Origin of the sequence: Streptomyces sp. NPDC090045, assembly GCF_044747975.1 — a bacterium.
Taxonomy (GTDB): domain Bacteria; phylum Actinomycetota; class Actinomycetes; order Streptomycetales; family Streptomycetaceae; genus Streptomyces.
Window position 1 is genome coordinate 501,927 of record NZ_JBIVFA010000002.1, and the last position, 24,912, is coordinate 526,838.

26 protein-coding genes are annotated in these 24,912 nt (G+C 72.8%); 11 read left to right on the plus strand and 15 right to left on the minus strand.

Translation table 11 applies throughout. The features are described from left to right. The first annotated feature begins 26 nt into the window (after positions 1-26). Entirely contained in the window at positions 27-977 is a 951-nt protein-coding gene (locus tag ACIPYQ_RS07320; protein WP_362232874.1) for a DeoR/GlpR family DNA-binding transcription regulator, read from the plus strand. Positions 978-1,187: 210 nt separating this feature from the next. Here the strand turns inward: ACIPYQ_RS07320 and ACIPYQ_RS07325 are convergent, their stop codons facing one another. Beyond that, positions 1,188-2,951 (minus strand): acetyl/propionyl/methylcrotonyl-CoA carboxylase subunit alpha, encoded by a 1,764-nt coding sequence (locus tag ACIPYQ_RS07325; RefSeq protein ID WP_401247051.1) that lies wholly within the window; start codon positions 2,949-2,951, stop codon positions 1,188-1,190. A gap of 551 nt (positions 2,952-3,502) precedes the next feature. On the opposite strand from ACIPYQ_RS07325, the gene ACIPYQ_RS07330 reads away from it, so the two are divergent. Continuing rightward, positions 3,503-3,976 (plus strand): hypothetical protein, encoded by a 474-nt coding sequence (locus ACIPYQ_RS07330; protein WP_401247054.1) that lies wholly within the window; start codon positions 3,503-3,505, stop codon positions 3,974-3,976. On the opposite strand, the gene ACIPYQ_RS07335 is transcribed toward ACIPYQ_RS07330, so the two are convergent. The 4 genes from ACIPYQ_RS07335 to ACIPYQ_RS07350 all read right to left on the minus strand — a co-directional run bounded on the left by ACIPYQ_RS07335 (position 3,957) and on the right by ACIPYQ_RS07350 (position 6,666). Further along, the gene (locus tag ACIPYQ_RS07335) at positions 3,957-4,586 is read right to left on the minus strand and encodes a nucleoside triphosphate pyrophosphatase (RefSeq protein ID WP_383565426.1); all 630 of its coding nucleotides are present in this window, start codon (positions 4,584-4,586) and stop codon (positions 3,957-3,959) included. The genes ACIPYQ_RS07330 and ACIPYQ_RS07335 overlap by 20 nt on opposite strands. Positions 4,587-4,629: 43 nt before the next feature. Then, the gene (gene mmpB / locus ACIPYQ_RS07340) at positions 4,630-4,764 is read right to left on the minus strand and encodes a morphogenic membrane protein MmpB (protein WP_319725117.1); all 135 of its coding nucleotides are present in this window, start codon (positions 4,762-4,764) and stop codon (positions 4,630-4,632) included. Between the two features lie 81 nt (positions 4,765-4,845). After that, positions 4,846-5,055, minus strand: coding sequence for an acyl-CoA carboxylase epsilon subunit (locus ACIPYQ_RS07345; RefSeq protein WP_319725115.1), 210 nt, complete (start codon positions 5,053-5,055; stop codon positions 4,846-4,848). An 18-nt stretch (positions 5,056-5,073) separates the two neighbouring features. Continuing rightward, the gene (locus tag ACIPYQ_RS07350) at positions 5,074-6,666 is read right to left on the minus strand and encodes an acyl-CoA carboxylase subunit beta (protein WP_362232881.1); all 1,593 of its coding nucleotides are present in this window, start codon (positions 6,664-6,666) and stop codon (positions 5,074-5,076) included. Between the two features lie 131 nt (positions 6,667-6,797). Between ACIPYQ_RS07350 and ACIPYQ_RS07355 the strand changes: the two genes are divergently transcribed. The 5 genes from ACIPYQ_RS07355 (at position 6,798) to hutH (ending at position 12,873) form a co-directional block, all read left to right on the plus strand. Further along, positions 6,798-7,664, plus strand: a complete 867-nt coding sequence (locus ACIPYQ_RS07355; RefSeq protein WP_401247059.1) for a biotin--[acetyl-CoA-carboxylase] ligase — start codon at positions 6,798-6,800, stop codon at positions 7,662-7,664. A gap of 229 nt (positions 7,665-7,893) precedes the next feature. After that, a complete protein-coding gene (locus ACIPYQ_RS07360) occupies positions 7,894-9,060 on the plus strand; it encodes an adenylate/guanylate cyclase domain-containing protein (RefSeq protein ID WP_401247062.1) in 1,167 nt (388 codons plus the stop codon). 190 nt (positions 9,061-9,250) lie between these two features. Then, positions 9,251-10,051: an enoyl-CoA hydratase-related protein gene (locus ACIPYQ_RS07365; RefSeq protein ID WP_361770138.1), complete on the plus strand. Its 801-nt coding sequence runs from the start codon at positions 9,251-9,253 to the stop codon at positions 10,049-10,051. Between the two features lie 84 nt (positions 10,052-10,135). Then, entirely contained in the window at positions 10,136-11,251 is a 1,116-nt protein-coding gene (locus ACIPYQ_RS07370) for a sensor domain-containing diguanylate cyclase (protein ID WP_361770141.1), read from the plus strand. Between the two features lie 80 nt (positions 11,252-11,331). Next, a complete protein-coding gene (hutH, locus tag ACIPYQ_RS07375) occupies positions 11,332-12,873 on the plus strand; it encodes a histidine ammonia-lyase (protein ID WP_401247067.1) in 1,542 nt (513 codons plus the stop codon). 95 nt (positions 12,874-12,968) lie between these two features. On the opposite strand, the gene ACIPYQ_RS07380 is transcribed toward hutH, so the two are convergent. Further along, positions 12,969-13,334 (minus strand): hypothetical protein, encoded by a 366-nt coding sequence (locus ACIPYQ_RS07380; RefSeq protein WP_401247069.1) that lies wholly within the window; start codon positions 13,332-13,334, stop codon positions 12,969-12,971. A 164-nt stretch (positions 13,335-13,498) separates the two neighbouring features. Between ACIPYQ_RS07380 and ACIPYQ_RS07385 the strand changes: the two genes are divergently transcribed. The 3 genes from ACIPYQ_RS07385 (at position 13,499) to ACIPYQ_RS07395 (ending at position 16,344) form a co-directional block, all read left to right on the plus strand. Beyond that, positions 13,499-13,783, plus strand: a complete 285-nt coding sequence (locus ACIPYQ_RS07385) for a hypothetical protein (RefSeq protein WP_361770152.1) — start codon at positions 13,499-13,501, stop codon at positions 13,781-13,783. A gap of 144 nt (positions 13,784-13,927) precedes the next feature. Further along, on the plus strand, positions 13,928-15,187 hold the full coding sequence (locus ACIPYQ_RS07390; RefSeq protein ID WP_401247071.1) for an Ig-like domain-containing protein: 1,260 nt from the start codon (positions 13,928-13,930) through the stop codon (positions 15,185-15,187). Between the two features lie 176 nt (positions 15,188-15,363). Further along, positions 15,364-16,344, plus strand: coding sequence for a GNAT family N-acetyltransferase (locus ACIPYQ_RS07395; protein WP_401247074.1), 981 nt, complete (start codon positions 15,364-15,366; stop codon positions 16,342-16,344). A gap of 8 nt (positions 16,345-16,352) precedes the next feature. Here ACIPYQ_RS07395 and ACIPYQ_RS07400 read toward each other — a convergent pair whose 3' ends face one another. From ACIPYQ_RS07400 to ACIPYQ_RS07425, 6 genes are all read right to left on the minus strand, one after another. After that, positions 16,353-16,625, minus strand: a complete 273-nt coding sequence (locus tag ACIPYQ_RS07400; protein ID WP_401247076.1) for a hypothetical protein — start codon at positions 16,623-16,625, stop codon at positions 16,353-16,355. Beyond that, positions 16,622-16,975, minus strand: coding sequence for a DUF6247 family protein (locus tag ACIPYQ_RS07405; protein WP_401247704.1), 354 nt, complete (start codon positions 16,973-16,975; stop codon positions 16,622-16,624). The genes ACIPYQ_RS07400 and ACIPYQ_RS07405 overlap by 4 nt, the downstream gene beginning before the upstream one ends. 136 nt (positions 16,976-17,111) lie before the next feature. Continuing rightward, entirely contained in the window at positions 17,112-17,774 is a 663-nt protein-coding gene (msrA, locus tag ACIPYQ_RS07410; RefSeq protein WP_401247079.1) for a peptide-methionine (S)-S-oxide reductase MsrA, read from the minus strand. Positions 17,775-17,846: 72 nt separating this feature from the next. Further along, positions 17,847-19,001 (minus strand): hypothetical protein, encoded by a 1,155-nt coding sequence (locus ACIPYQ_RS07415; RefSeq protein WP_401247082.1) that lies wholly within the window; start codon positions 18,999-19,001, stop codon positions 17,847-17,849. Further along, the gene (locus ACIPYQ_RS07420; protein ID WP_401247085.1) at positions 18,998-20,602 is read right to left on the minus strand and encodes a M48 family metalloprotease; all 1,605 of its coding nucleotides are present in this window, start codon (positions 20,600-20,602) and stop codon (positions 18,998-19,000) included. The genes ACIPYQ_RS07415 and ACIPYQ_RS07420 overlap by 4 nt, the downstream gene beginning before the upstream one ends. Positions 20,603-20,795: 193 nt before the next feature. Then, positions 20,796-21,902: a hypothetical protein gene (locus ACIPYQ_RS07425; RefSeq protein ID WP_401247087.1), complete on the minus strand. Its 1,107-nt coding sequence runs from the start codon at positions 21,900-21,902 to the stop codon at positions 20,796-20,798. 76 nt (positions 21,903-21,978) lie between these two features. Here ACIPYQ_RS07425 and ACIPYQ_RS07430 point away from each other — a divergent pair, with 76 nt between their 5' ends. Then, entirely contained in the window at positions 21,979-23,136 is a 1,158-nt protein-coding gene (locus ACIPYQ_RS07430) for a cystathionine gamma-synthase (RefSeq protein WP_361770993.1), read from the plus strand. 381 nt (positions 23,137-23,517) lie between these two features. Here ACIPYQ_RS07430 and ACIPYQ_RS07435 read toward each other — a convergent pair whose 3' ends face one another. The 3 genes from ACIPYQ_RS07435 to ACIPYQ_RS07445 are packed head-to-tail and all read right to left on the minus strand — an operon-like array spanning position 23,518 to position 24,770. Then, a complete protein-coding gene (locus tag ACIPYQ_RS07435) occupies positions 23,518-23,772 on the minus strand; it encodes a hypothetical protein (RefSeq protein WP_361771158.1) in 255 nt (84 codons plus the stop codon). Beyond that, positions 23,769-24,191, minus strand: coding sequence for a sigma factor-like helix-turn-helix DNA-binding protein (locus tag ACIPYQ_RS07440; protein ID WP_361771160.1), 423 nt, complete (start codon positions 24,189-24,191; stop codon positions 23,769-23,771). The genes ACIPYQ_RS07435 and ACIPYQ_RS07440 overlap by 4 nt, the downstream gene beginning before the upstream one ends. 57 nt (positions 24,192-24,248) lie before the next feature. Next, positions 24,249-24,770 carry a MarR family winged helix-turn-helix transcriptional regulator gene (locus ACIPYQ_RS07445; protein WP_401247091.1) on the minus strand — a complete coding sequence of 174 codons (522 nt, stop codon included), beginning with the start codon at positions 24,768-24,770 and terminating at the stop codon, positions 24,249-24,251. Positions 24,771-24,912 lie beyond the last annotated feature (142 nt).

A 24,912-nucleotide genomic window follows, 5' to 3' on the forward strand; every position in this document is an offset into this window, starting at 1 on the left:
CGGTCGTTGGGGTTACTGTCAGTTTCGTGTTCGCTGCAGAACGTCGCCAATTGATCCTCGAAATGGTGCGGGCCAACGGAGCGGTATCGCTCCGGGAGCTCGCCCGCGTCGTCCAGACCTCCGAAGTGACCGTACGGCGGGACGTGCGGGCACTGGAGGCCGAAGGACTCCTCGACCGCCGACACGGCGGTGCGGTCTTGCCGGGCGGTTTCACGCGGGAGTCCGGCTTTCCGCAAAAGTCCCATCTCGCGACGGCGGAGAAGACCGCCATCGCCGATGTCGCGGCCTCCCTCGTGGAAGAGGGCGAGGCCGTCGTCGTCGGCGCGGGCACCACGACGCAGGAGCTGGCCCGCCGGCTCGCCCGCGTGCCCGGACTGACCGTCGTCACCAACTCGCTGCTCGTCGCCCAGGCGCTGGCGCATGCCAACCGGGTGGAGGTGGTGATGACCGGCGGCACCCTGCGCGGGTCCAACTACGCCCTCGTGGGCAGCGGAGCCGAACAGTCCCTCCAGGGGCTCCGGGTCTCCCGCGCCTTCCTCTCGGGCAGCGGCCTGACGGCGGAGCGGGGCCTGTCCACGTCCAACATGCTCAGCGCGAGCGTGGACCGGGCGCTGGTGCAGGCGGCGGCGGAGGTGGTCGTCCTCGCGGACCACACGAAGCTCGGCACGGACACCATGTTCCAGACCGTGCCGACGGACGTGATGACCCGCCTGGTCACGGACGAGCCCCCGCCGCACGACGACCGCGCGGCGACGGAGCTCCAGGCCCTGGCGGACCAGGGCGTCCAGATCACGGTGGCGGGCGCCGCGGTGGGCTCCGGCGGCGGGGACGGGGTGATCGGGCGGCGGCCGCGGCGCGACTCGCCGCTGCCGGTACAGCGGCGCGGCGGGCCGACCGCGCAGCTGCGGAGTGCACCCGGCGGGATGCTGGAGCAGCAGGCCGAGCGGGCCCGCGTGGCCGATATGCGCCGCCGCTAGCCCCTGCGGGCCGCCTGCCGGGGCGCCGCCCCGGACGCTCCCCCAGACTCCGTCCGGGGGGATCCCCACGCCTCAAACGCCGGCGGGGCTGGATGTTTCAGCCCCGCCGGCGTTTCAGGCGCGGGGGTGCGGGGGCAGCGCCCCGGAGCGGCGCCGCACATGGAAAACGGGGCCCCGGGGCGGAAGCCCCGGGAACCCCGTTGAAGGACGTCAGTCCTTGATCTCGCAGATCGTCGCGCCCGAGGTGACCGAGGCGCCGACCTCGGCCGTGAGGCCGACGATGGTGCCGGAGCGGTGCGCGTTCAGCGGCTGCTCCATCTTCATGGCCTCCAGTACGACGATCAGCTCGCCCTCGGTGACCTGCTGGCCCTCCTCGACCGCGACCTTGACGATCGTGCCCTGCATCGGGGAGGCGAGGGTGTCGCCGGAGGCGGCCGGGCCGGACTTCTTGGCCGCGCGGCGCTTCGGCTTGGCGCCGCCCGCGGCGGCCGTGCGGGCCAGGGTCATGCCCAGGGACGACGGCAGGGAGACCTCGAGGCGCTTGCCGCCGACCTCGACGACCACCGTCTCGCGGCCCGGCTCGTCCTCGGTGTCCTCCGCGGCCGGAGCCGTGAACGCCGGGATCTCGTTGACGAACTCGGTCTCGATCCACCGGGTGTAGACGGTGAAGGGGCTGCCGTCCGTGGGGGCGAACGCCGGGTCGACGACGACCGCACGGTGGAAGGGGATGGCCGTGGCCATGCCCTCGACCTCGAACTCGGCCAGGGCGCGCGCCGCGCGCTGGAGGGCCTGCTCGCGGGTGGCGCCGGTGACGATGAGCTTGGCCAGGAGCGAGTCCCAGGCCGGGCCGATCACGGAGCCGGACTCGACGCCCGCGTCCAGGCGGACACCGGGGCCGCTGGGGGCGTTGAACTTGGTGACCGTGCCGGGGGCCGGGAGGAAGCCGCGGCCCGGGTCCTCGCCGTTGATGCGGAACTCGATGGAGTGACCGCGCAGGACCGGGTCGCCGTAACCGAGGGCCTCGCCGTCGGCGATGCGGAACATCTCGCGGACCAGGTCGATGCCGGCGACCTCTTCGGTGACCGGGTGCTCGACCTGGAGGCGCGTGTTGACCTCCAGGAAGGAGATCAGGCCGTCGGCGGAGACGAGGAACTCGACGGTGCCGGCGCCGACGTAACCGGCTTCCTTCAGGATGGCCTTGGAGGCGGCGTACAGCTCCGCGTTCTGAGCCTCGGTCAGGAACGGCGCGGGGGCCTCCTCCACCAGCTTCTGGTGGCGGCGCTGCAGGGAGCAGTCACGGGTCGAGACGACGACCACGTTGCCGTGCGAGTCGGCCAGGCACTGGGTCTCGACGTGGCGCGGCTTGTCGAGGTAGCGCTCGACGAAGCACTCGCCGCGGCCGAAGGCGGCGACGGCCTCACGGACGGCGGAGTCGTAGAGCTCCGGCACCTCTTCGAGGGTGCGGGCGACCTTCAGACCGCGACCGCCACCGCCGAAGGCGGCCTTGATGGCGATCGGCAGGCCGTGCTCCTTGGCGAAGGCGACGACCTCGTCGGCCCCGGAGACCGGGTCCGGCGTACCGGCGACCAGCGGGGCACCGGCGCGCTGGGCGATGTGACGGGCGGCCACCTTGTCGCCGAGGTCGCGGATGGCCTGCGGCGGCGGACCGATCCAGGTCAGGCCGGCGTCGAGCACGGCCTGGGCGAAGTCGGCGTTCTCGGAGAGGAAGCCGTATCCGGGATGGATGGCGTCCGCACCGGAGTCGGCTGCGGCCTGGAGGACCTTGGAGAAGTCCAGGTAGCTGGCGGCCGGGGTGTCACCGCCCAACGCGAAAGCTTCGTCGGCCGCGCGGACGTGCAGAGCGTCCCGGTCCGGATCGGCGTAGACGGCTACGCTCGCGATCCCGGCGTCCCGGCAGGCCCGAGCAACGCGGACAGCGATTTCGCCACGGTTGGCGATGAGCACCTTGCGCACGATGGCTCCCTCCTTGAAACAAGCTGAGTTTAGGGACAGCCCACACGGCCTTTCGACCCTTCCCAGGTGGTGACCTTGCCCACACAGAGTGTGATGCGAGGTCCGAACCGCCCGAGAACCCTTGTGGCGCCCCAGGTCAGGGGGATCCCCGACTGCACAGTAACCCCGTCATGTATCCAAGGTCTCTGTCCCCCCGGTCAGCGGCCCCGGGTGATTCTTTGTCGAGTCCCTACGAACGGCCCACATTTTCTTTGCCGGCGGAACCGGAGTTGTCCACTTGTTTACTGATTGGTAGCCCCGGCGTCCCGCAGGACGAACCGGGACAACACCGTACCCACCGCGCTTCCCGTCCCCGCGGAGGAGCCGCGCTCCCGGCGGTGCGCCCCGGAGGGACGGCCCGGGCGGCGCCCACCGGTGGCCCGGGGAGGGCGGGTTGACGACCCGTTGACGGCCCGCCGAACCCGGGTGGGCGGATGTCTTGCCCACCGCTCTACCCGTTAGTAGCCTCCAGGCGTCGAACGGGCTCGTGACGTGTGGGAGGTGGGGACGTCGTGCTGCGAAGACTCGTGGCCGGACTGGCCGCGATCGTGCTTGTCGCGGAAGCGGCGGTGCTCGTGCTCGTCCACCTCGTGCTGGGCCGGACCACGGCGAACCAGTCCATGTCCATAGCGGGCAGTGATCCGGACGTCATGTCCAAGGCGACCTACGCCATGGGGGCGGGCATGGGCGCCTTCCTCGTGCTGTGCGCCGTCCTCGCCGCCGTCGCCGCGCTCCGCGACCGCCCCCCGGGCCGCTTCGCCCGCGTCGCGCTCATCACCGCGGCCGTCACCCACGGGCTGCTCGGCGTCCTCGCCGTCGTCCTGGTCGGCTGGCCCGCCTTCGTGGCGACGACGCTGATCCTGTGCCTCCTGGTGCTGACCCTGACGCTCTACGCCGCCCCGCGGGACGGCGACGGCGACGGCGAAGGCGACGTACAGCCCCCGCCCCCGCCCGCGTTCGGGGAGCTCAAGCCCACAGGTCCGTGATGGACACGTCCAGTTCGCCCAGCAGGGAGCGCAGCAGCGGCAGCGACAGGCCGATCACGTTGCCGTGATCCCCGTCGATGCCGTCGATGAACGGCGCCGACAGCCCGTCCAGGGTGAACGCCCCCGCCACGTGCAGCGGCTCGCCGCTCGCCACGTACGCCGCGACCTCGGCGTCCGTCGGCTCGCCGAACCGGACCGTCGTGGACGCCGTGGCCGAGACCTGGCGGCCGTCCGCCGTGTCGATCACGCAGTGCCCGGTGCGCAGTACGCCCGCCCGTCCGCGCATCGACTTCCAGCGCGCGGTGGCCTCCTCGGCGTCGGCGGGCTTGCCCAGCGCCTCGCCGTCCAGCTCCAGCACGGAGTCGCAGCCGATCACCAGGGCGCCCGCGGCCTCGTCCAGGCCCGCCACGACCGCCGCCTTCGCCTCGGCCAGCGCCAGGGCCAGCGCGGCGGGCTCGTCGTGGTTCAGCGTGTCCTCGTCGAAACCGCTGACGATGACGTGCGGGGCGAGCCCGGCCTGGCGCAGCAGGTTCAGCCGGGCGGGGGAGGCGGAGGCGAGGACGAGCTTGCGCGGGTTCGCGGGCTGGGGCGTGGCAGTCATGCCCGCCATCGTAGGCGCGCCGGCGACACCCCGGAACACGCCCGGAGAGGGCCTAGAAGTGGCCCACGCCGAGGACGTAGACCACGACGAGCATGGCGAGGGCGAGGACCACGCTCAGCCGTCGGATCATCGCCTGCGCGTCGCGCATGTCCTTGGGCGGCTCGTTCTTCGGGTCGGACCAGAGCATGCTCCGATCCTGGCCCCGGGAACGGGTGCGGCGCCTGAGTACGGGTACTCAGGCGCCACCTTTCGTTCACATCATCTTCGGCTAACCCGGCCAGTACGTACGGCCCCACGCGCGCGGCCCCGGCTGCGGCAGCCGCCGCCGTGCCACCCGGGCCGGCGTCGACCACTCGTCCGCGACCGGCGGGGCGCCCGACGGTGCCGAGGCCAGCACCGCCGCGCGCGCTTGGACCACCGCCAGTGCGGCGGCCAGCTCCTCCGGGGTCGGATTGCCCTTGACGACCTTGATCACCACAGTGACCTCCTGGAGGGGCTAGAGGGGGATGTTGCCGTGCTTCTTCGGCGGCAGGGACTCCCGCTTGGTGCGCAGCTGCCGCAGCCCCTTCACCACGTGCGCCCGGGTCTCGGACGGCATGCTCACCGCGTCGATGTAACCGCGCTCGGCGGCCGTGTACGGGTTGAGCAGCGCGTCCTCGTACTCGGCGATGAGCCGGGCCCGGGTCTCCTCCACCTCCTCGGGAGCGGCCTCGGCGAGGGTGCGGCGGTGCAGGATGTTCACCGCGCCCTGCGCGCCCATGACGGCGATCTGCGCGGTCGGCCAGGCCAGGTTCAGGTCCGCGCCGAGGTGCTTGGAGCCCATCACGTCGTAGGCGCCGCCGAAGGCCTTGCGGGTGATGACGGTGATCAGCGGAACGGTGGCCTCGGCGTACGCGTAGATCAGCTTGGCGCCGCGCCGGATGATTCCGTTGTACTCCTGGTCGGTGCCCGGAAGGAAGCCCGGGACGTCGACGAAGGTCAGCACCGGGATGTTGAAGGCGTCGCAGGTCCGCACGAAGCGGGCCGCCTTCTCGGAGGCGTCGATGTCCAGGCAGCCGGCGAACTGCATCGGCTGGTTGGCGACGACGCCCACCGGGTGGCCCTCGACCCGGCCGAAACCGGTGAGGATGTTCGGCGCGAAGAGCGCCTGCGTCTCCAGGAACTCCGCGTCGTCCAGCACGTGCTCGATCACGGTGTGCATGTCGTACGGCTGGTTCGCGCTGTCCGGGATCAGCACGTCGAGCTCGCGGTCGACGTCGGAGACCTCGGTGTCCGCCTCCTCCGGGAAGGCGGGCGGCTCGGAGAGGTTGTTCGACGGCAGGTACGCGAGGAGCGACTTCACGTACTCGATGGCGTCCTTCTCGTCGCCCGCCATGTGGTGGGCCACGCCGGACGTGCTGTTGTGGGTGCGCGCCCCGCCCAGCTCCTCGAAGCCGACGTCCTCGCCGGTGACCGTCTTGATGACGTCCGGGCCGGTGATGAACATGTGCGAGGTCTGGTCGACCATGACCGTGAAGTCGGTGATGGCGGGCGAGTACACGGCGCCGCCCGCGCAGGGCCCGACGATCAGGCTGATCTGCGGGATGACGCCGGAGGCGTGGACGTTGCGGCGGAAGATCTCGCCGTACATGCCCAGCGCGCTGACGCCCTCCTGGATGCGGGCGCCGCCGGAGTCGTTGATGCCGACGAGCGGGCAGCCCGTCTTCAGCGCGAAGTCCATGACCTTCATGATCTTCTGGCCGTAGGTCTCGCCGAGGGCACCGCCGAAGACGGTGAAGTCCTGCGAGAACACGGCCACCGGGCGGCCGTCCACCGTGCCGTAGCCGGTGACGACGCCGTCGCCGTAGGGGCGGGTCTTCTCCAGGCCGAAGCTGGTGGAGCGGTGCCGGGCGAACTCGTCCAGCTCGACGAAGGACCCTTCGTCCAGCAGCAGGGCAACCCGCTCACGCGCCGTCAGCTTGCCCTTGGCGTGCTGCTTCTCCACGGCACGGGCGGAACCGGCGTGGGTGGCTTCGTCGATGCGGCGCTGCAGATCCGCGATCTTGCCCGCGGTGGTGTGCATGTCGATCGGCTCTGACGGATGTGACATCGGGGTCGCGGCTCCCTGCATGGTGTCAACTGCCTGGTCAATTGATTGACTACTGCTGGCTACTGGTGCGTAGCGTATCGGCGGGCATGGCGCTCGGCAGTGCGGCGTTTGACACACCTACTGTGGGTTGCATGACGCCATCAGATGCATCAGCAGGAGCTTCCGCAGGTCGTTGGTCGAGTCTGGAGAGGCCGCCCCTGAACGCCGAGGGGCTGCGGCGGGCCCTCGTCACCGGGGGAGGGCTGTGGACCTCCCTTGACGTGGTCGCCACCACCGGTTCCACCAACACCGACCTCGCCGCCCGGGCGCCCGGGCTGCCCGAGGGGGCCGTGCTCGTCGCCGAGGAGCAGAGTGCCGGGCGCGGGCGGCTGGACCGGAGCTGGGTCGCGCCGGCCCGGTCCGGGCTGTTCTTCTCCGTCCTGTTCAAGCCGGGCGACGCGGTGCCGCAGGAGCGGTGGGGGTGGCTGACCCTGCTGGCCGGGGTGGCCACCGCGACCGGGCTGTCCCGCGCGGCGGGCGTGGACACCGCCCTCAAATGGCCCAACGACCTGCTGGTCACCGTGGACGGCGAGGAGCGCAAGACCGGCGGGATCCTCGCCGAGCGGGTCGAGGACGGCGTGGTCGTCGGGATCGGGCTCAACGTCAGCCTCACCGAGGACGAGCTGCCCGTACCGGCCGCGGGCTCGCTCGCGCTGGCCAAGGCCGCCGTGACCGACCGGGACCCGCTGCTGAGGGCCGTACTGCGGTCCCTGGAGGAGTGGTACGGGAACTGGCGCGCGGCGGGCGGCGACCCCGCCGCCAGCGGCCTCCAGGAGACCTACGCCGCGGGCTGCGCCACCCTCGGCCGCCACGTCCGCGCGGAGCTCCCGGGCGGCCGCACTCTCACCGGAACGGCCGAAGCGGTGGACACCGATGGCCGCCTGGTGATCCGTACGGCCGAGGGACAGCACGAGGCGGTGGGGGCGGGGGACGTCGTCCACCTGCGCTCCGTGCACTGACGGGGCACGACGGGGATGGGGCCGGGCGCGCGGAGAAATGTCGGGAAACGGCATTTCCGGCGGGTACGGCCTCATGGGCTGCCCGGGCGCCCCGGAGGCGGACCGCTTCCCAAAAAGGGGAGGGGGAGTGAGCTACGGCACACCTGCCGTATGGTTTAGGCGATCCCGGTGCTCGTGGTGATCAACCGGTTCGCAGGGCAGTGCGCACGGAATGGACAGGAGGCGGCCCTTGACCGTCGACGACTCTACGTCCAGCGCGTCCGCCGGAGCCGGCGGCTCCGCGTCCGGCCCGGTCACCCCGATCGGCCGTGACCAGCACACCCCGCACCACGAGGTCGACCACACGGCCCACCCGACGGCGGATCCCCTCGCCATCCGGCTGGAGCAGCTGATCCTCGGGGCCGAGCGCCGGTACACGCCGTTCCAGGCCGCCCGGAGCGCGGGCGTGTCCATGGAGCTCGCCTCCCGTTTCTGGCGGGCCATGGGCTTCGCCGACATCGGGCAGGCCAAGGCGCTGACCGAGGCCGACGTACTGGCGCTGCGCCGGCTCGCCGGTCTGGTGGAGGCCGGACTGCTGTCCGAGCCGATGGCGGTGCAGGTGGCCCGGTCCACCGGGCAGACCACGGCCCGGCTGGCCGAGTGGCAGATCGACTCCTTCCTGGAAGGGCTGACCGAGCCGCCGGAGCCGGGGATGACCCGTACGGAGGTCACGTACCCCCTGGTGGAGCTGCTCCTGCCCGAGCTGGAGGAATTCCTCGTCTACGTGTGGCGGCGGCAGCTGGCGGCCGCCACCGGGCGCGTGGTGCAGGTCGCGGACGACGACGAGATGGTCGACCGGCGGCTCGCGGTGGGCTTCGCCGACCTGGTGGGCTTCACGCGCCTCACGCGGCGGCTGGAGGAGGAGGAGCTCGGCGAGCTCGTCGAGTCCTTCGAGACGACCGCGGCGGACCTGGTGGCCGCGCACGGCGGCCGGCTGATCAAGACGCTCGGCGACGAGGTGCTGTACTGCGCCGACGACGCGGGGACGGCGGCCGAGATCGCGCTGCGGCTGATCGAGACGATGGAGCTCGACGCGCAGATGCCCGAGCTGCGGGTCGGGATCGCCTTCGGCACGGTGACGACCCGGATGGGCGACGTCTTCGGGACCACGGTGAACCTGGCCAGCCGGCTGACCTCCATAGCTCCCAAGGACGCGGTGCTGGTGGACGGGGCGATGGCCGAGGAGCTCTCCCGGACCGGGGCCGCGCCGGTGTCGGAGAAGGAGGCGGAGACCTCGCCCGACGAGGGGGCGTCCTACCGGTTCGCCCTCCAGCCGATGTGGCAGCGGCCGGTCCGAGGGCTGGGCGTGGTGGAGCCCTGGTCGCTCACCCGCAGGAAGCCCAAGAACCCCGCCTGACGCGCCTTCGGGCCCGGGCCCCTTGCCGACGGCCCGGCCCCCTGCGCGGCCCGGCCCCCTGCGCGGCCCGGCCCCCTTGCCGGCGGGCCGGGGCGCAGCCGTGCCGCCCGACCCCCGCGGCCTTGACCCGGTGGCCTCCCCGCGCACTAGAGTGCGCTGATAACGCTCGTTAACCGGGAGGGTCGCAGGCATGTCTGAGCAGCGCTTCGGAGAGTTCGTCGCGGTACGTCGGGAGGGCGACGGGCACGTCGCGGAGCTGGCGATGGACCGCCCCAAGGCGATGAACGCGGTGTCGACGGAGATGGCCCGGTCGATCGGCGCGGCCTGCGCGGCGCTCGCCGCGGACCCGTCGGTGCGCGTGGTCGTCCTCACCTCCACCGCCGAGCGGGCCTTCTGCGTCGGGGCGGACCTCAAGGAGCGGAACTCGCTGTCGGACGCCGAGCTGGTGCGCCAGCGGCCGACCACGCGGGGGGCGTACGGGGGTGTGCTGGAGCTTCCGGTGCCGACCATCGCGGCGGTGCACGGGTTCGCGCTGGGCGGCGGCTTCGAGCTGGCCCTGGCCTGCGACGTGATCGTGGCCGACGAGAGCGCGGTGGTCGGGCTGCCCGAGGTGTCGGTGGGCGTGATCCCGGGCGGCGGCGGTACGCAGCTGCTGCCGCGCCGGGTGGGTGCGGCCCGGGCGGCCGAGCTGATCTTCACGGCGCGCCGGGTGGAGGCGGCCGAGGCGCTGTCCCTGGGGCTGGTGGACTCGGTGGTCGCGGCGGGGCAGGACCGGGCCGAGGCCCTGGCCCTGGCGTCCCGGATGGCGGCGAACTCCCCGGTGGGTCTGCGGGCGGCCAAGCGGGCGCTGCGGCTGGGGCACGGGATGGACCTGGCGGCGGGTCTGGAGATCGAGGACGCGGCCTGGCGGACGGTGGCCTTCTCCGGTGACCGGGCGGAGGGCGTGGCGGCCTTCAACGAGAAGCGCAAGCCGAACTGGCCGGGGGAGTAGCCCACCCGTCCGGCAGCACCCGGGGGGTGTCCGCTCAGTAGCGTCACGCGTACCAAATCGGACAAAACTCCCTAACCTGGGGTGATGGGAGTCGACGGGCGGCTGCGGGCCGTGGTGAGCCTCGCGCAGGCGATGGCCGCGGCCTGCGCGCCGCGGGACAGTGTGCGGGCGGCGGCGCGGGGGGCGCGCACGGCGCTGGACGGCTCGTTCGCCGCGATCTCCGCGTGGGAGCGGGAGCGGGGGCGCCTGCGCGTGCTCGTGAACGAGGGCGAGCGGCGGGCCGGGGAGGAGGAGTTCCCCGAGGACGAGTCCTACCCCGTGCACGACTTCCCCGAGATCACCGAGTTCCTCCACGAACGGTGGGTGGGCGGGGGCGGTCCGCACGCCTGGGTCGAGAGCGCCGTCGGCGACCGCCCGGGGCGGCGCGGGGAGGCCCTGCGCCACCGCGGCCGCGGGACCTGCGTGGTCGCGCCCGTCGTGCTCAGCGGGCGGGCCTGGGGCGAGCTGTACGTCGCCCGGGACGAGGGGCTGCCCGACTTCGACGAGGACGACGCCGAGTTCGCCACCGTGCTGGCCGCCGTGATCGCGGCCGGCCTCGCGCAGAACGAGCGGCTGGAGGAGGCCCGGCGCCTCGCCTTCACCGACCCGCTGACCGGGCTCGCGAACCGCCGGGCCGTCGACATGCGGCTCGACGAGGCCCTGGAGGAGCACCGGCGCACCGGGGTGGTGGTCAGCCTCGTCGTCTGTGACCTGAACGGGCTGAAGAAGGTCAACGACACCCTGGGCCACGCCATGGGCGACCGGCTGCTGGAGCGGTTCGGGTCGGTCCTCAGCCTGTGCGGGGCCATGCTGCCCGGGGCGCTGGTCGCGCGCCTGGGCGGCGACGAGTTCTGCCTGGTCGGGGTCGGCCCGAGCGCCGACGAGGTGGTCCGGGTCACCGAGGAGGTGTGCACCCGGGCGGCCGAGCTGGAGCTGGGCGAGGGCGTGGCCTGCGGGGTGGCCTCCACCGGGGACCCGATCGGGCCGGTGAAGTCCTCCCGGCGGCTGTTCCGGCTGGCCGACGCCGCCCAGTACAAGGCGAAGGCGGCGCGCTCGACCGGGCCGGTGGTCGCGGGGCGGGACACCGCGGTGGTCCGCCTCGCGGACGCCGCCGCCCAGGAGGCCCCGGGGGAGCGGCGCCGCTTCCGCGGGCGCCAGTAAGGGTTACTCGTCGGTCGCGATCGTGACAATTTCCCCTAGTGACATGAAGCGATTCAATCCGTAGGGTGCTGAATATGGATATGCACACTGTTGTGGTCGGGACCTCCGGGACCACTGCCGAGGACGTCATCGCCGTCGCCCGCGGCAACGCACGGGTCGAGCTGTCCGGCGAGGCGCTCGACGCACTCGCCCGTGCCCGCGAGATCGTCGACGCCCTCGCCGCCAAGCCCGAGCCCGTCTACGGGGTGTCCACCGGATTCGGTGCCCTCGCCTCCCGGCACATCAGTCCCGAGCTGCGCGCCCAGCTCCAGCGCAACATCGTCCGCTCGCACGCCGCCGGCATGGGCCCGCGCGTCGAGCGCGAGGTGGTCCGCGCGCTGATGTTCCTCCGGCTGAAGACCGTCGCCTCCGGTCACACCGGCGTACGCCCCTCCGTCGCCCAGACCATGGCCGACGTGCTCAACGCCGGGATCACCCCCGTCGTCCACGAGTACGGCTCCCTGGGCTGCTCGGGCGACCTCGCCCCGCTGTCCCACTGCGCGCTCGCGCTCATGGGCGAGGGTGACGCCGAGGGCCCGGACGGAACCGTCCGCCCCGCCGGCGAACTGCTCGCCGAAGCCGGCATCGAGCCCGTGGTGCTCCGAGAGAAGGAGGGCCTCGCCCTCCTCAACGGCACCGACGGCATGCTCGGCATGCTGGTCATGGCCCTCGCCGACCTCGGCAAGCTCTACACCTCCGCCGACATCACCGCCGCGCTGACGCTGGAGGCGCTGCTCGGCACGGAGAAGGTGCTCCAGCCCGAGCTGCACGCCATCCGTCCGCACCCGGGGCAGGGTGCCTCCGCCGCGAACATGGCCGCCGTCCTGAAGGGCTCCGGGCTCGTCCGCCACTACCAGGAGGAGACCGCCCCGCGCGTGCAGGACGCCTACTCCGTGCGCTGCGCCCCGCAGGTCGCCGGCGCGGGCCGCGACACCATGGCGCACGCCGCCCTGGTGGCCTCCCGCGAGCTGGCCGCCGCCGTCGACAATCCGGTGGTGCTGCCGGACGGGCGCGTGGAGTCCAACGGCAACTTCCACGGGGCCCCGGTCGCGTACGTCCTGGACTTCCTGGCCATCGCCGCCGCCGACCTCGGCTCCATCGCCGAGCGGCGCACCGACCGGCTGCTCGACAAGAACCGTTCGCACGGCCTGCCGCCGTTCCTCGCGGACGACGCCGGCGTGGACTCCGGTCTGATGATCGCCCAGTACACGCAGGCCGCCCTGGTCAGCGAGATGAAGCGGCTCGCGGTGCCGGCCTCGGCCGACTCGATCCCCTCCTCCGCCATGCAGGAGGACCACGTCTCGATGGGCTGGTCGGCCGCGCGCAAGCTCCGTACCGCCGTCGACAACCTGACGCGGATCATCGCCATCGAGCTCTACGCCGCCACCCGCGCCATCGAGCTGCGCCACGGGCTGACCCCGGCCCCGGCGAGCCAGGCCGCGATCGCGGGCGCCCGCGCGGCGGGTGTGCAGGGCCCCGGGCCGGACCGTTTCCTCGCCCCCGACCTGGCCGCCGCCGAGGCGTTCGTCCGTACGGGCGGGCTGCTCGCCGCGGTGGAGCCGGTGACGGGTCCGCTCGCCTGACCGCGGACCGCTCTGGTGTGCGGCGAAGGGCCGCTCCGGGATTCCTCCCGGGGCGGCCCTTCCCGTTCACCGGGCGTGCGGGGCGCGTGACCCGTTCACGTGGAGCGCGAGGGGGAGGAGGGGGCGTGGGAGCGGCGTACGGAGAAGGCCACGAACCCGGCCCCGACGCCGAGGAACAGCGTGCCGCCCAGCAGGTACGGGGCGGTGTCGACGGAGCCGGTGTCGGCGAGCACGACGGACGGCGGCCGCGAGCCCGCCGCTTCGGCCGTTCCCGTGACGGTTCCGGAAGCGGAAGCGGATCCGGACCCGGCGCCGGTCTCGGCGGTGTTCGCGCCGGCGGGCACGCCGGACGGGCTCTCCGCGGCCCCTGGTGAGGTGGCGCCCGCCGAGGGCACGAACCACAGGGCGGCGAGGAGGGTGGTCGCTCCGAGAGCGGTGAGCAGCGGTCGGCGTGCGGACACGGTGCGATCCCCCTTGTGGCAGCAGCGAATTGGCCGTGTGCGGTGATGCTACGGAAAGGGGCGGGTCGTGGGAAAGTCAGGGCTTCCGCGGGCTTACGCTCCGTCGTATGAACCCTTCTGAGACATCACGTTACGTCCGACTTCGGGTGGATTTGGTACTTGAGGTGCCTGACGCCCAGGCACTCACCGGAGCCGCGCTCGCGCACATCAAGGCCGACGAGTTCATGCCGGACGAGGAGCGCGGCCACGCCGAGTCCGCCGTCCGCGAGGACGAATCGGAGGCCCTCGCCTACCTGGTGGACCCCACCGACCTGGTCGCCGACATCCCCGGCGTGGAGCTGGCCCAGGCCTCGTGGAGCAGCGAGCCCGTCGAATACGACCCCGAGTCGATGGAGTGGGACCTCGACGAGGAAGATGGGGACTTCGACGAAGAACCCGACAACGCCTGACCGTGTGGTTGCCCACATCCCAACGGAATGTGGAACCGGCCGGCGCCGTTAACGCGTTGTCAGGACGAGGCGGGGGGCGCGTCCCCCTGCCCGGCCAACCCCGGGACGGCAGCCCCGGGGTATCCGGCAACGATGGAGTGACGTGTGAGGACGGACAGCAAGCGACGGAGAAGGTCCCTGGCGGCCATATCCGTCGTGCTCGGCGGTGTACTGATGCTCTCGGCGTGCAACGGCGGGGGCGACGACAAGCCGAAGGGCAACGGCGAGGCCAGCAAGTCCCAGGCGGAGGTCGACGCGGCAGCGGCCAAGGACGCGTCGAAGGCGAAGATAACCATCACGCCGAAGGACGGCGCCACCAACGTCGGCCTCAACGACGCCGCCAACGTCGCCGTCAGTGACGGCACGCTCACCCTGGTCGAGCTGAAGACCAGCGAGGGCGCGGCCGTGGCCGGCAAGATCGCTGCCGACGGCAAGAGCTGGAAGCCCGACGCCGCCCTGAAGCGCTCCACGAAGTACGCCCTCGCGGCGACGGCCAAGGACGCGGACGGCCGCGAGGCCCACGAGAACGCCTCCTTCACCACCGTCTCCCCCGAGAACAGCTTCGTGGCTTCCTTCGTCCCGGAGGAAGGCCAGACGGTCGGCGTGGGCATGCCGGTCTCGATCACCTTCAACAAGGCGATCAAGGACAAGAAGGCCGTCCAGGCGGGGATCTCGGTCTCCTCCAGCAGCGGCCAGGAAGTCGTCGGCCACTGGTTCAGCCCGCAGCGCCTGGACTTCCGCCCCGAGCAGTACTGGCAGGCGAACTCCACCGTCACGCTGAAGCTGGCCCTGGAGGGCGTCCAGGGCGCTCCCGGCGTCCAGGGAGTCCAGAGCAAGACCGTCACCTTCAAGATCGGCCGCAGCCAGGTCTCCACGGTCGACACGAAGACGAAGCAGATGACGGTCACCCGGGACGGCGCGGTCCTCAAGACCATCCCGATCTCGGCGGGCTCCCCGGAGAACCCGACGTACAACGGCCAGATGGTGATCTCCGAGAAGTTCAAGGAGACCCGGATGGACGGCTCGACCGTCGGCTTCAAGAACGAAGAGGGCAAGGGCGAGTACGACATCAAGGACGTCCCGCACGCCATGCGGCTGTCCACGTCCGGCACCTTCATCCACGGCAACTACTGGGGATCGGACTCGGTCTTCGGCAGCGTCAACACCAGCCACGGCTGTGTCGGCCTGAACGACGCCAAGGGCGCGAACGACCCGAACCAGGCCGGCGCGTGGTTCTTCGACAACTCGCTCATCGGCGACGTGGTCACCGTGGTCAACTCCCCGGACAAGACCATCAAGCCGGACAACGGCCTCAACGGCTGGAACATGGCCTGGGCGGAGTGGAAGGCGGGCTCGGCCGCCTGACGCCGCGTGTGAACCGACCGCAGTCGACGGACGGCGGGGACCCCCGGGGGTCCCCGCCGTCCGTCTTTGCCTGGGGGCGGGTGCCGGGTGCCTGATGCCGGGGGCCTGATGTACCGGGTGAGAGGCTGACCGAAAACCGTCCGGTGCCGCGTCCGGAGCCGCTCTAGGGTCGGGTCATGATGATCCACTCTCTCGGCCCGCCCCCGTCCGACGCCGAGGTCGACGCCTGGCTGGCCGTACTTACCGCCGCCGTGGCCGCCGACCAGCCGCAGCTCGAGGCGCCCTCCCGCCGGGAGGTCGCCGGGCGGCTGTGCGTGCCGCCGGCGCTCGGCCGGCCCGTGCTCTGGGCGGCGGGCGAGGGCGCGGGCGAGGGCGCGGGCGTGGCGGCCCTGCTCCTGTTCACGGACGAGGGCAACGCGCACACCGCGTTCCTCGACGTGCTGACCGTACGGCCGCAGGAGCGGCGGCGGGGCGTGGGCACCGCCCTGTGGGCGCGGGTACGCGAGGAACTGCTCGCGCAGGGCCGGACCTCGGTCTCGGCGCTGGTCGACCTGGGCGGACCGGGGCAGGCGTTCGCGCAGTCGCTGGGCTTCGAGAACGTCCTGCCGATGGCCTGGTACGAACAGGAGCTCCCGGCCGACGGGCCCGCTCCGGTCCCCGCCACACCCGGGTACGAGCTCCTCACCTGGCACGGCCCGGTCCCCGACGCCTGGGCGCCGGCCGCCGCCGTGGCCCACGGGGCGATGCAGGACGCGCCGACCGGGGACATGGACGAGCGGATCCCGGTCTGGACGGCGCAGCGGCTGCACGCCGTGCAGCAGGTGATCGTCGACCGGGGCGGGGAGCTGATCACGGTCGCGGCCGTGACCGGCGCGGGCGAGGTGGCGGCGTACACCGAACTCGTCCTGCCGGACCCCTCCGGCCGGCGCGCCATCCAGTACGACACCGTCGTCACCCCCGCCCACCGCGGCCACGGCCTCGGCCGCGCCGTGAAACTCCGGATGGCGGCCGAGGCGGCCGGACGTTATCCCGCGCTGCGCCGGATCGCCACGACGGTGGCGGACGAGAACACCCCCATGCGGGCGGTGAACGAAGCCCTCGGCTACCGCCGGGAGCGCGGCGCGGGCATCTTCCAGCTCACGATGCAGCCGGCGTGAGCCGCGCACTACAGAAAGTCGAAGGGCGGCACGATGCGGACGATGATGATCAATCGTGCCCGCGGAGCGGCGAGAAAGTAGAACCAGCCGTCGGCGGCGTCCATCCGGCGCAGGCCGCCGGGCCTCGGCCCGTTGCCGAGTTCGCCGAGGTCCACCCCCATGCCCGCCAACTCGACCAGCTGTCCGGCCAGTCGCTCGACCTCGGCGACGACGTGGGCGGGGATCCCGCCTGTGACGTGGGCCTGGTCAGGGTCGTACTCCCAGTGCCAGGCGTTGCTCACGTCCGGTGGCCGGCGAGGGCGGTGTGTGCCGCGTCGAGGATCCTGCCGATCTCGGCGGCGGCCCGCCGGGCCTGCAGGGCCTCTCCACTGGCCGCGGTGTCCTCCCAGCGGCGCAGTTCCTCGGCGAGGTGCGGCTGGCGCTGGATGTGCACGTACGCCGCCCACTGGGCGATGAACCGCTGCAGCGGGGCCAGATCGGCACCCTGGCGGGACTGGTCCGCGGCTTGGTCCAGCTCGCGGGTGAACGCGGGCAGCGCCGCTGGGGCGATCTGCGCGACGGCCTGGCGTAGCGCCGTCACGGTGGCCGGTGGCTGCGGGATGAGCGGCTGCCCGGCTGCGGACGTGGTCACGGTTGCTCCCATGGGCGAGATTCTGGGCCCCGGCGCCAGCGTACCCAGCGCGTCCGCACCACCCCCACCCGAACGGGTGAGCCGGTCCGGCGGCCCCCGGGAGGGGCCGGCCGGGTGGTGGGTCACTCCGCCGCGGTCACTCCGCTGCGGTCACGCCGATCGGGCAGGAGACGCCCGTGCCGCCGATGCCGCAGTAGCCGCCCGGGTTCTTGTCCAGGTACTGCTGGTGGTGGGCCTCCGCGGGCCAGAAGGGGCGGTCCGCCGCCGGGAGGACGGCCGTGGTGATCTCGCCGTAGCCCGAGGAGGCCAGGACCTGCTGGTAGGCCGCGCGGGAGGACTCCGCCGTCGTCTGCTGGGCGGGGGAGTGGGTGTAGGCCGCCGAGCGGTACTGGGTGCCGACGTCGTTGCCCTGGCGGAAGCCCTGGGTGGGGTCGTGGGACTCCCAGAACAGCTTCAGGAGGGCCGCGTACGAGACCTGGGACGGGTCGAAGACCACGCGGACGACCTCGGTGTGGCCGGTCAGGCCCGAGCAGACCTCCTCGTAGGTCGGATTCTCGGTGAAGCCGCCCTGGTATCCGGCCAGCGTGGTCCACACCCCGGGGGTCTGCCAGAACTTGCGCTCCGCACCCCAGAAACAGCCCAGGCCGAAGTCGGCCACTTCGAGGTGCGCGGGGTAGGGACCGGACAGCGGATTGCCGAGCACGGTGTGCTTCTCGGGCAGGGCGAAGAGCGGCTCCGCGCGGCCCGTCAGGGCCTCCTCGCGGGTGGGGAGCTCGGGCGTACGGCGGTACGAGAACATGGATTCCCTCCTTGTGGCAATGACAACGGAAAGGGGCGGGCCGGGATTCCCCGGCCCGCCCCTCCCCACGCCTCACAGGCCCGGCGTGACCTCGCGCACCGCCCAGTTCCGCGCGTACACGTACCGGGACCTTGACGAGTAGTACCAGGGCATCGCCCCGATGTACCCGTCGATGTGCCGGAACTGCTCGACCGCCTCCGCGTCCCGGTCCTGCCAGAACAGGAACCAGGCGAGCATGTGCCGCAGCCGGATCGCCCGCCAGTCGGCCGGGTCGGCCGCCGCCAGGTCCACGAGGGCCGCCTCCACCGCCGCGACGACCTCCGGCTCCTTGAAGAACGTCTCCGGCTTGAGGTCCGGCTCGCGTATTTCCTGCTCCACGTACGCCGCCAGCGGCAGCAGGGACAGCAGCTCACCCGGCTTGCCCGAGGCGGCAGACTCCCGCGCGAAGGCCAGCGCCCTCTCGTGCGAGCCGCGCCACTTCGCGCACCAGTACTGCAGGGCGGTGGTGTGCGCCGTCAGCACCTTGGGGTCGCGTGAGGTGATCTGCGCCCACAGCTCGCCGTACTGCTCGTGCGAATAGCCCAGGCCGTGCCCGATGGGCTGCTCCACCATGTACGGGACCGGGTCCGCGGGATCGGCGATCCGCTGGGCCTCGTGCGCGTCCGCCTGCGCCTTGGCGAGCAGCTCGTGGAAGATCCGGAACTGCTCCTGCGTGGTGCGGCTGCCGGCCTGGCTGCCGCGCACGTTCCACGCCACCTTGATGCTCGTGTCGGCGTTCACCAGGGCCGCGGTCGCGTCGCCGGGCCGGGCCGCGCGCCAGGCCAGCAGCCAGGTGTCGTCCTCGGCAGCCACCTCGGACAGGGCGCGGACGCGCTGCCAGCGCTCCTCCCAGTCCGTCCCGCACGCCTCGACGTACGCGGCCCCCGCCTCCCAGTCGCCGGCGCGCACCGCGTCGAGCGCGGCCGTACGTTCGGGCGGGACGGGCAGGGCGTTCTCGGTGTCGAGGTCCTCCTCCGCCACGAAGCCCAGCGCGACGACCTCGGCCGCCTCCCGCGCCTTCTGCTCGGCCTTGACGGCGGCGGTGCGGTCGTTCGTGGCGGCGGTCTGCGCCTGCAGGACGGCGACCTCCGCCTCCAGCCGCTTCGCCTTGCGCAGGTAGTGGACCCCCCGCAGGAACTTGAACGCGGCGCCCGCCAGCAGGAGGCCGAGGATGTAGAGACCGATCACGGGGCAAGCACCAGCTTTCGCAGGGGTTCGGTGTCGGGCTGGTCGGAGACGGCCGCGTCCAGGGCCTGGCCGAGCCGCTCCTCGAAGCCGTCGGCCGGGTAGACGAGCGTGGCCGACTCGGACCAGGACAGCTGCCAGCGGGCGGCGCCACGAGCCGTCAGCTCGATGCCGGCCAGCTGGTCCAGGGCGCGCCGCAGGACCGGGCGGGCGAACTCGCGCGCGGTGCGGCCGGTGGCGGCCGCCGCCTGCTCGGACTTCGGGAAGCGGTCGGCGATCCGCCAGCGCACCGCCGGGTCGGCGTCGACCGCGTCGAGCAGTTCGGCGAGCCCGGGGCCCGCGCCCTCGGCGGCGCACGCCTCCCGGATCTCCTGCGCGCCCTGGTCGACGTACAGGCTCATGGACTCGTGGACGAGGTCCTCCCAGTCCGCCCGCTTGAGCGCGAGGGCCTCGGGGGTGAGGACGGCCTGCTCCAGCGCGGTCAGCGCCGCGTCGGCGTCGGCCAGCAGCTCCAGGGCCGGACGGGCGGCCTGCCCGGCGCGGCCGTCATCGGGCAGCGCCTCGATGCGGGCCACGCGCTCGGCGAGTGCGGGGTGGGAGTCGTGAGGCGAGGTCGGCTCGGTCGACAGCTCCCGGCGCAGCTCGTCCAGCTCGGCCGAGCGGGCTTCCAGCAGCCGGCGCAGCCCGCCGAAGACCTCGCCGGGGCGGGGCAGCAGACCGGCGCCGACGCCGAGGGTGGCGTACGAGCTCATGTAGAAGCCGTGCGCCGAGTCGAGGGCGTTCACCTCGCGCAGCGCGGAGGCGGCGGAGTCACGGCCGGCGACCCGGACCGACGCGAGGTCGGCGGCGAGCTCCTGGCGGCGGGCGGCGGAGAGGGTGGCGCGTATGTAGAAGTTGCCGTACGCCGTGTAGATCCTGGCCATGCCGCGGTACGTCGCGCCCAGGCCCGGGGTCTCGACGATCGTGGCCCGCCGGCCCTTGGCCCGCCGCTTGGCGGCGTGCTTCTCCTGCCTCTCGCGCTCCTTGGCGACCTTCTTGGCGGAGCGTTCGTGGAAGTAGGCGATGGTACGGATCAGTTGGGCGCGGCCGCGGGCGATCAGCGGGGTGAGGCGGGTGTCGAAGTTGGCGTAATGGCCCATCTCGTGGGCGAGCACGGCGCGCAGCTGCATCTCGTCCAGACCCATCATCAGCGGCAGGCCGAGGTAGAGGCGACGGGTACCGGGCTTCAGGCCCAGCAGCGAGGACTCCTCGCTGACGGCCGCGTTCACGTCCTGGAGCAGCACGATCTCGTCGGGCGCGCGGGTGCCGACCTGCCGGGCGACGTCGCGCACGACCTCCCACAGCGCGGGCTCCCGGGCCTCGTCGACGGTGACGGTGATGCCGGCCGGCGGCTCGGCCTTGGGGGTGCGCAGCATGAACATGCCGCGCACGATCGGGATCGCGAGGACGCAGGAGAAGACGGCGATCTTGTAAACGATCGGCCCCTGCAGCAAGGCGAAGGCGGCGTAGTCGGCGCCCGCGAGGGCTGCCAGCAGGAAGACGCCGAGCAGGTAGAAGCCGGCGAGCAGGACGAGGGCGCGCAAGGCGCGCAGTGAAGCGCCCATTAAGGACAGATCCCCCCACGGGATGAAGGTGGCGCGAAGTGCGTGGCGGGAGTCGAAGGCCGCCGCCTGCCGCATCATGCGGCTCAGTGGTCACTTACAGCAACTTCATTCACCAGGGGTTCTCCCTGGAGCGTGGGGGGTTCGGGGCCGGCCCGGAGGGCCGGCGCGCCGACCTGCCGACCGGCCCGGAGGGCTACTGCGGGAGGGTCGCCGGCGACCCGCCGTTCGCCTCGTACCCCGCCACCGCCAGCGCCCGGTACACCGCGTACTCCGCCGCCGGGTCCGCCGTGGCCGACCACGGCAGCGCGCCCACGTAGCCGTCCACGTGCCGCACCTGCTCCATGGCCTCCGCCCAGCGCTCCATGTTGACCAGGAACATCAGCAGCAGGTGCCGTACGTGCGCCAGCATCGGGTCGTCCTGGCGCGCGGTGTTCACCGCGTACAGCGCCCCCTCCACCGCCCGCGTCACGACCGCGCCCTGGTAGAAGCCGCCGGTCAGGACGATCTCGGGGGTGTTCTCGTACACCGCGAACAGCGGCAGCGCCGCCAGCAGCGAGCCCTGCGGCGCGCGCGCCGCGGCCGCGTGCGTGAACGCGTCCGCCTTCTCCCGCGAGCCGTGCCACTTCGCGCACCAGTAGTGCAGCGCCGCCAGGTGCGCCCCCATGTGCTCCGGCGCCCGGTCGATGACCTCCGCCCACAGGGTGTCGAACTCCGCCTCCGAGTACGCCAGACCCCGCGCGATCGCCAGCTCCGTGATGTACGGGACCGGGTCCGCCGGCGCCAGCAGCGCGGCCCTGCGGCACGCCTCCCGGGCCTCCTCCAGGATGATCCGGTGATCGGCGGACCCGACCCCGCCCGAGTGCCGCCACGCCTGCTGCACCAGCAGCTCCGCGTGCACCTGCGCGCCGCCCGCGTCCTGCTCCGCGTCCAGCCGCCACGCCTTCAGCCACTGCGCGCCGACGCCCGGCTGCGCCACCAGCTCCAGCGCCGCCGCCCCGCCGAAGGCCTGCACGCGCTGCCAGCGCCGCTCGCCCTCCCGCGGGGTCCCGGCGAGCAGCTGCGAGGCCGCCTGCCACTGGCCGGTGCGCTGCACGTTGTCGAGGGCGTCCATCAGATCCTGGTCGGGCCCGGGGACCCGGATGTCCAGCTCCTCCTGCCGGTCGAATCCGTAGTTCGCCGGGTCGGCGGCGTCAGGGCTCTCCGGTGCGACCAGGCGGATGCCACCGCGCCTGCGCCGGACGTACGGACCCAAGATGAACACGATCATGAGTATCGCGAACAGCAACCACAGAATCTCCATGCCTCCAGCGAACCAGACCGAGGGGGCCGCAGGCCAATAGGGGGACCCGAACCCGGGCGGGGCATAGCATCTGACCATGAGCGACGACAGCCACGAGCACCAGAGCTTCGAGACCCGCGCGATCCACGCGGGCAATACGGCGGACCCGCAGACCGGCGCGGTCGTACCGCCCATTTACCAGGTCTCCACGTACAAGCAGGACGGCGTCGGAGGACTGCGCGGCGGCTACGAGTACAGCCGCAGTGCCAACCCGACCCGCACCGCGCTGGAGGAGAACCTCGCGGCGCTGGAGGGCGGCCGTCGCGGGCTCGCCTTCGCGTCCGGACTGGCCGCGGAGGACTGCCTGCTGCGTACGCTGCTCTCCCCGGGCGACCACGTGGTCATCCCCAACGACGCGTATGGCGGAACCTTCCGCCTCTTCGCGAAGGTCGTCTCCCGCTGGGGCGTCGAGTGGTCGGTGGCCGACACCTCCGACGCGGACTCCGTGCGGGCGGCCCTCACCCCGAAGACGAAGGTCATCTGGGTCGAGACCCCCTCCAACCCGCTGCTCGGCATCACGGACATCGCCGTGGTCGCCGACATCGCGCGGACGGCCGGCGCCAAGCTGGTCGTGGACAACACCTTCGCCTCCCCCTACCTGCAGCAGCCCCTCGCGCTGGGCGCCGACGTGGTCGTGCACTCGCTGACCAAGTACATGGGCGGACACTCCGATGTGGTCGGCGGCGCGCTGGTCACCGCGGACGAGGCGCTCGGCGAGGAACTGGCCTACCACCAGAACGCGATGGGCGCGGTGGCCGGTCCCTTCGACTCCTGGGTCGTGCTGCGGGGCATCAAGACCCTGGCCGTGCGCATGGACCGGCACGCGGAGAACGCGGGCAAGATCGTCGAGGTGCTCAAGCGGCACCCGAAGGTCACCAAGGTCCTCTACCCGGGCCTGCCCGAGCACCCGGGGCACGAGGTCGCCGCCAAGCAGATGCGGAACTTCGGCGGCATGGTCTCCTTCCAGGTCGCCGGTGGCGAGGAAGAGGCCGTCGCGGTCTGCGGCCGCACCAAGATCTTCACCCTGGCCGAGTCCCTGGGCGGCGTCGAGTCCCTCATCGAGCACCCGGGCCGCATGACGCACGCGTCGGTGGCCGGCTCGGCGCTCGAGGTGCCGGCGGACCTGATCCGCGTCTCGGTGGGCATCGAGAACGCGGACGACCTCATCGCAGACCTCACCCAGGCCCTGGGCTAACACCCCGTCCCCCCGCCGGGCTCCGCCCGGACCCGGCGGGGCTTGAGTCGGCTCGCCACCGCTTGGTGTCTGGGCCGCGCCAATTCAGCCCCTCCGGCGTTTGAGGAGCGGGGTCTGGGGCGGAGCCCCAGGAAACCCGGCTCCGCCGGGCAGGGGGGGGGGGCCCGCGCCCCCCCCCCCCCCCCGGCGGCGGGGGGGGGGGGGGGGGCGCGGGGGGGGGGGGGGGCGGGCCCCCCCCCGCCCCGCGGCCCCGCCGGGGCCGGGGGGGGGGGGGGGGGGCGCCCCCCCCCCCCGAAACCCGGCTCCGCCGGGCACCGGGCTCCGCCCGGACCCGCGCCTCAAACGCCGGCGAGGCTGGAGTTGGCCGAGCCAGGGGTGGGGTTACCAGCCCTCCAGGGGTGGGGAGATGCCGCTGGGGGGTGTGGCCCAGGGGCGGGTCAGGGAGGCCCAGACCGTGAAGGCCACCGCGGCAGCGAAGAGCACCGCCCACCCCACCCGCCGCACCGCCCGCCGCCGCCGCAGCAGCCGGTCGCCCCGGGCCGCCGCACCGGCCGCGAGGCCCGCCGGCACCGCCGGGTACGGCCCCTCCAGCAACTGCTTGACCTGGGCTTCCTTCCGGTCCGGGATCCCGCTCACGCCGCCTCCCGGGACCTCAGCGCGGCCACGGCCCGATTGCACAGCACCCGTACCCGCTCGACCGTCAGCCCGAGCTGCGCCGCCGTGACCTCCTCCGCGACCCCTTCGTAGAGCCGCAGGACGAGGACGAGCCGCTCCGGCGGGCTCAGCCGCGCCAGTACGCCCGTACCGCCGTGGTGGCGCCAGCCGGTCCGGGCGAAGGCCGCGCACAGCTCCTGGCGGGTGAAGTCGTACGGGTCGTCCCCGCGCAGCCGCAGCCAGTTCGCGTACGTGCGGGCCAGTGCGCCCGCCAGCAGTCGCCGTGCCGCTTCCGGCTCACCGGTCAGCAGCACCGCGACGTGCAGGAGGCGCCCCGCCGCGCCCGCGACGAAGGCCTCGAACTCCGCGTAGGAGCCAGCCTGTTGATCGACCACCCGCATAGTCCACATAGTGCGGGCAGCGGGACCGTCCAGGTCAAGAGGACGGACGGACTCCGCTCAGGACGCCGGGCCGGCCTCGGCCACGGCCGCCATCAGATCCGACAGCGACAGGTTGAAGCGCGTCAGCAGTCCGGTGAAGGATTCCCGCTCGTCCTCGCTCCAGCCCTCCGTCACCCGGGCCATCAGCTCGCGCCGCGAGGAGCGGACCTCCTCCAGCCGCGCCAGCCCCCGCGGGGACAGCGCGAGCACCACGGCCCGCCCGTCCTCGGGGTGCGAGGTCCGCTTGACCAGACCGCTGTCGACCAGCGGCGCGACCTGCCGGGTCACCGTGGAGGAGTCGATTCCCATGCCGCCGGCGAGCGCCTTGACGCCCATCGGGCCCTCCAGGTCGAGCCGGTTCAGCAACAGGTAGGCGGCGCGGTCCATGGAGTTGCGGGCCTGGCCCACACCGCCCAGGCGGGTCTGCTCGGCGCGGCGCGCGAAGACGGCCACCTGGTGCTGGAGCGCGTCGAGGAGACCGCCTCCGGCGGGCGCGTCGAGCGCCGCGGGCAGGTCGGAATTGGCCGGGGTGGAAGGCATGGCCGTGGGCTCTCTTCGCGTGGGTCCGACAAGGATGGGGGACAGAGTACGCGGCCGTGCGGCGGCTCGTACGCCTCGTACGAGAACTGATACGGCCCGTCCGGGCCGTCGTCGCGGACGCGTCCCGGATGGCGAGATTTCG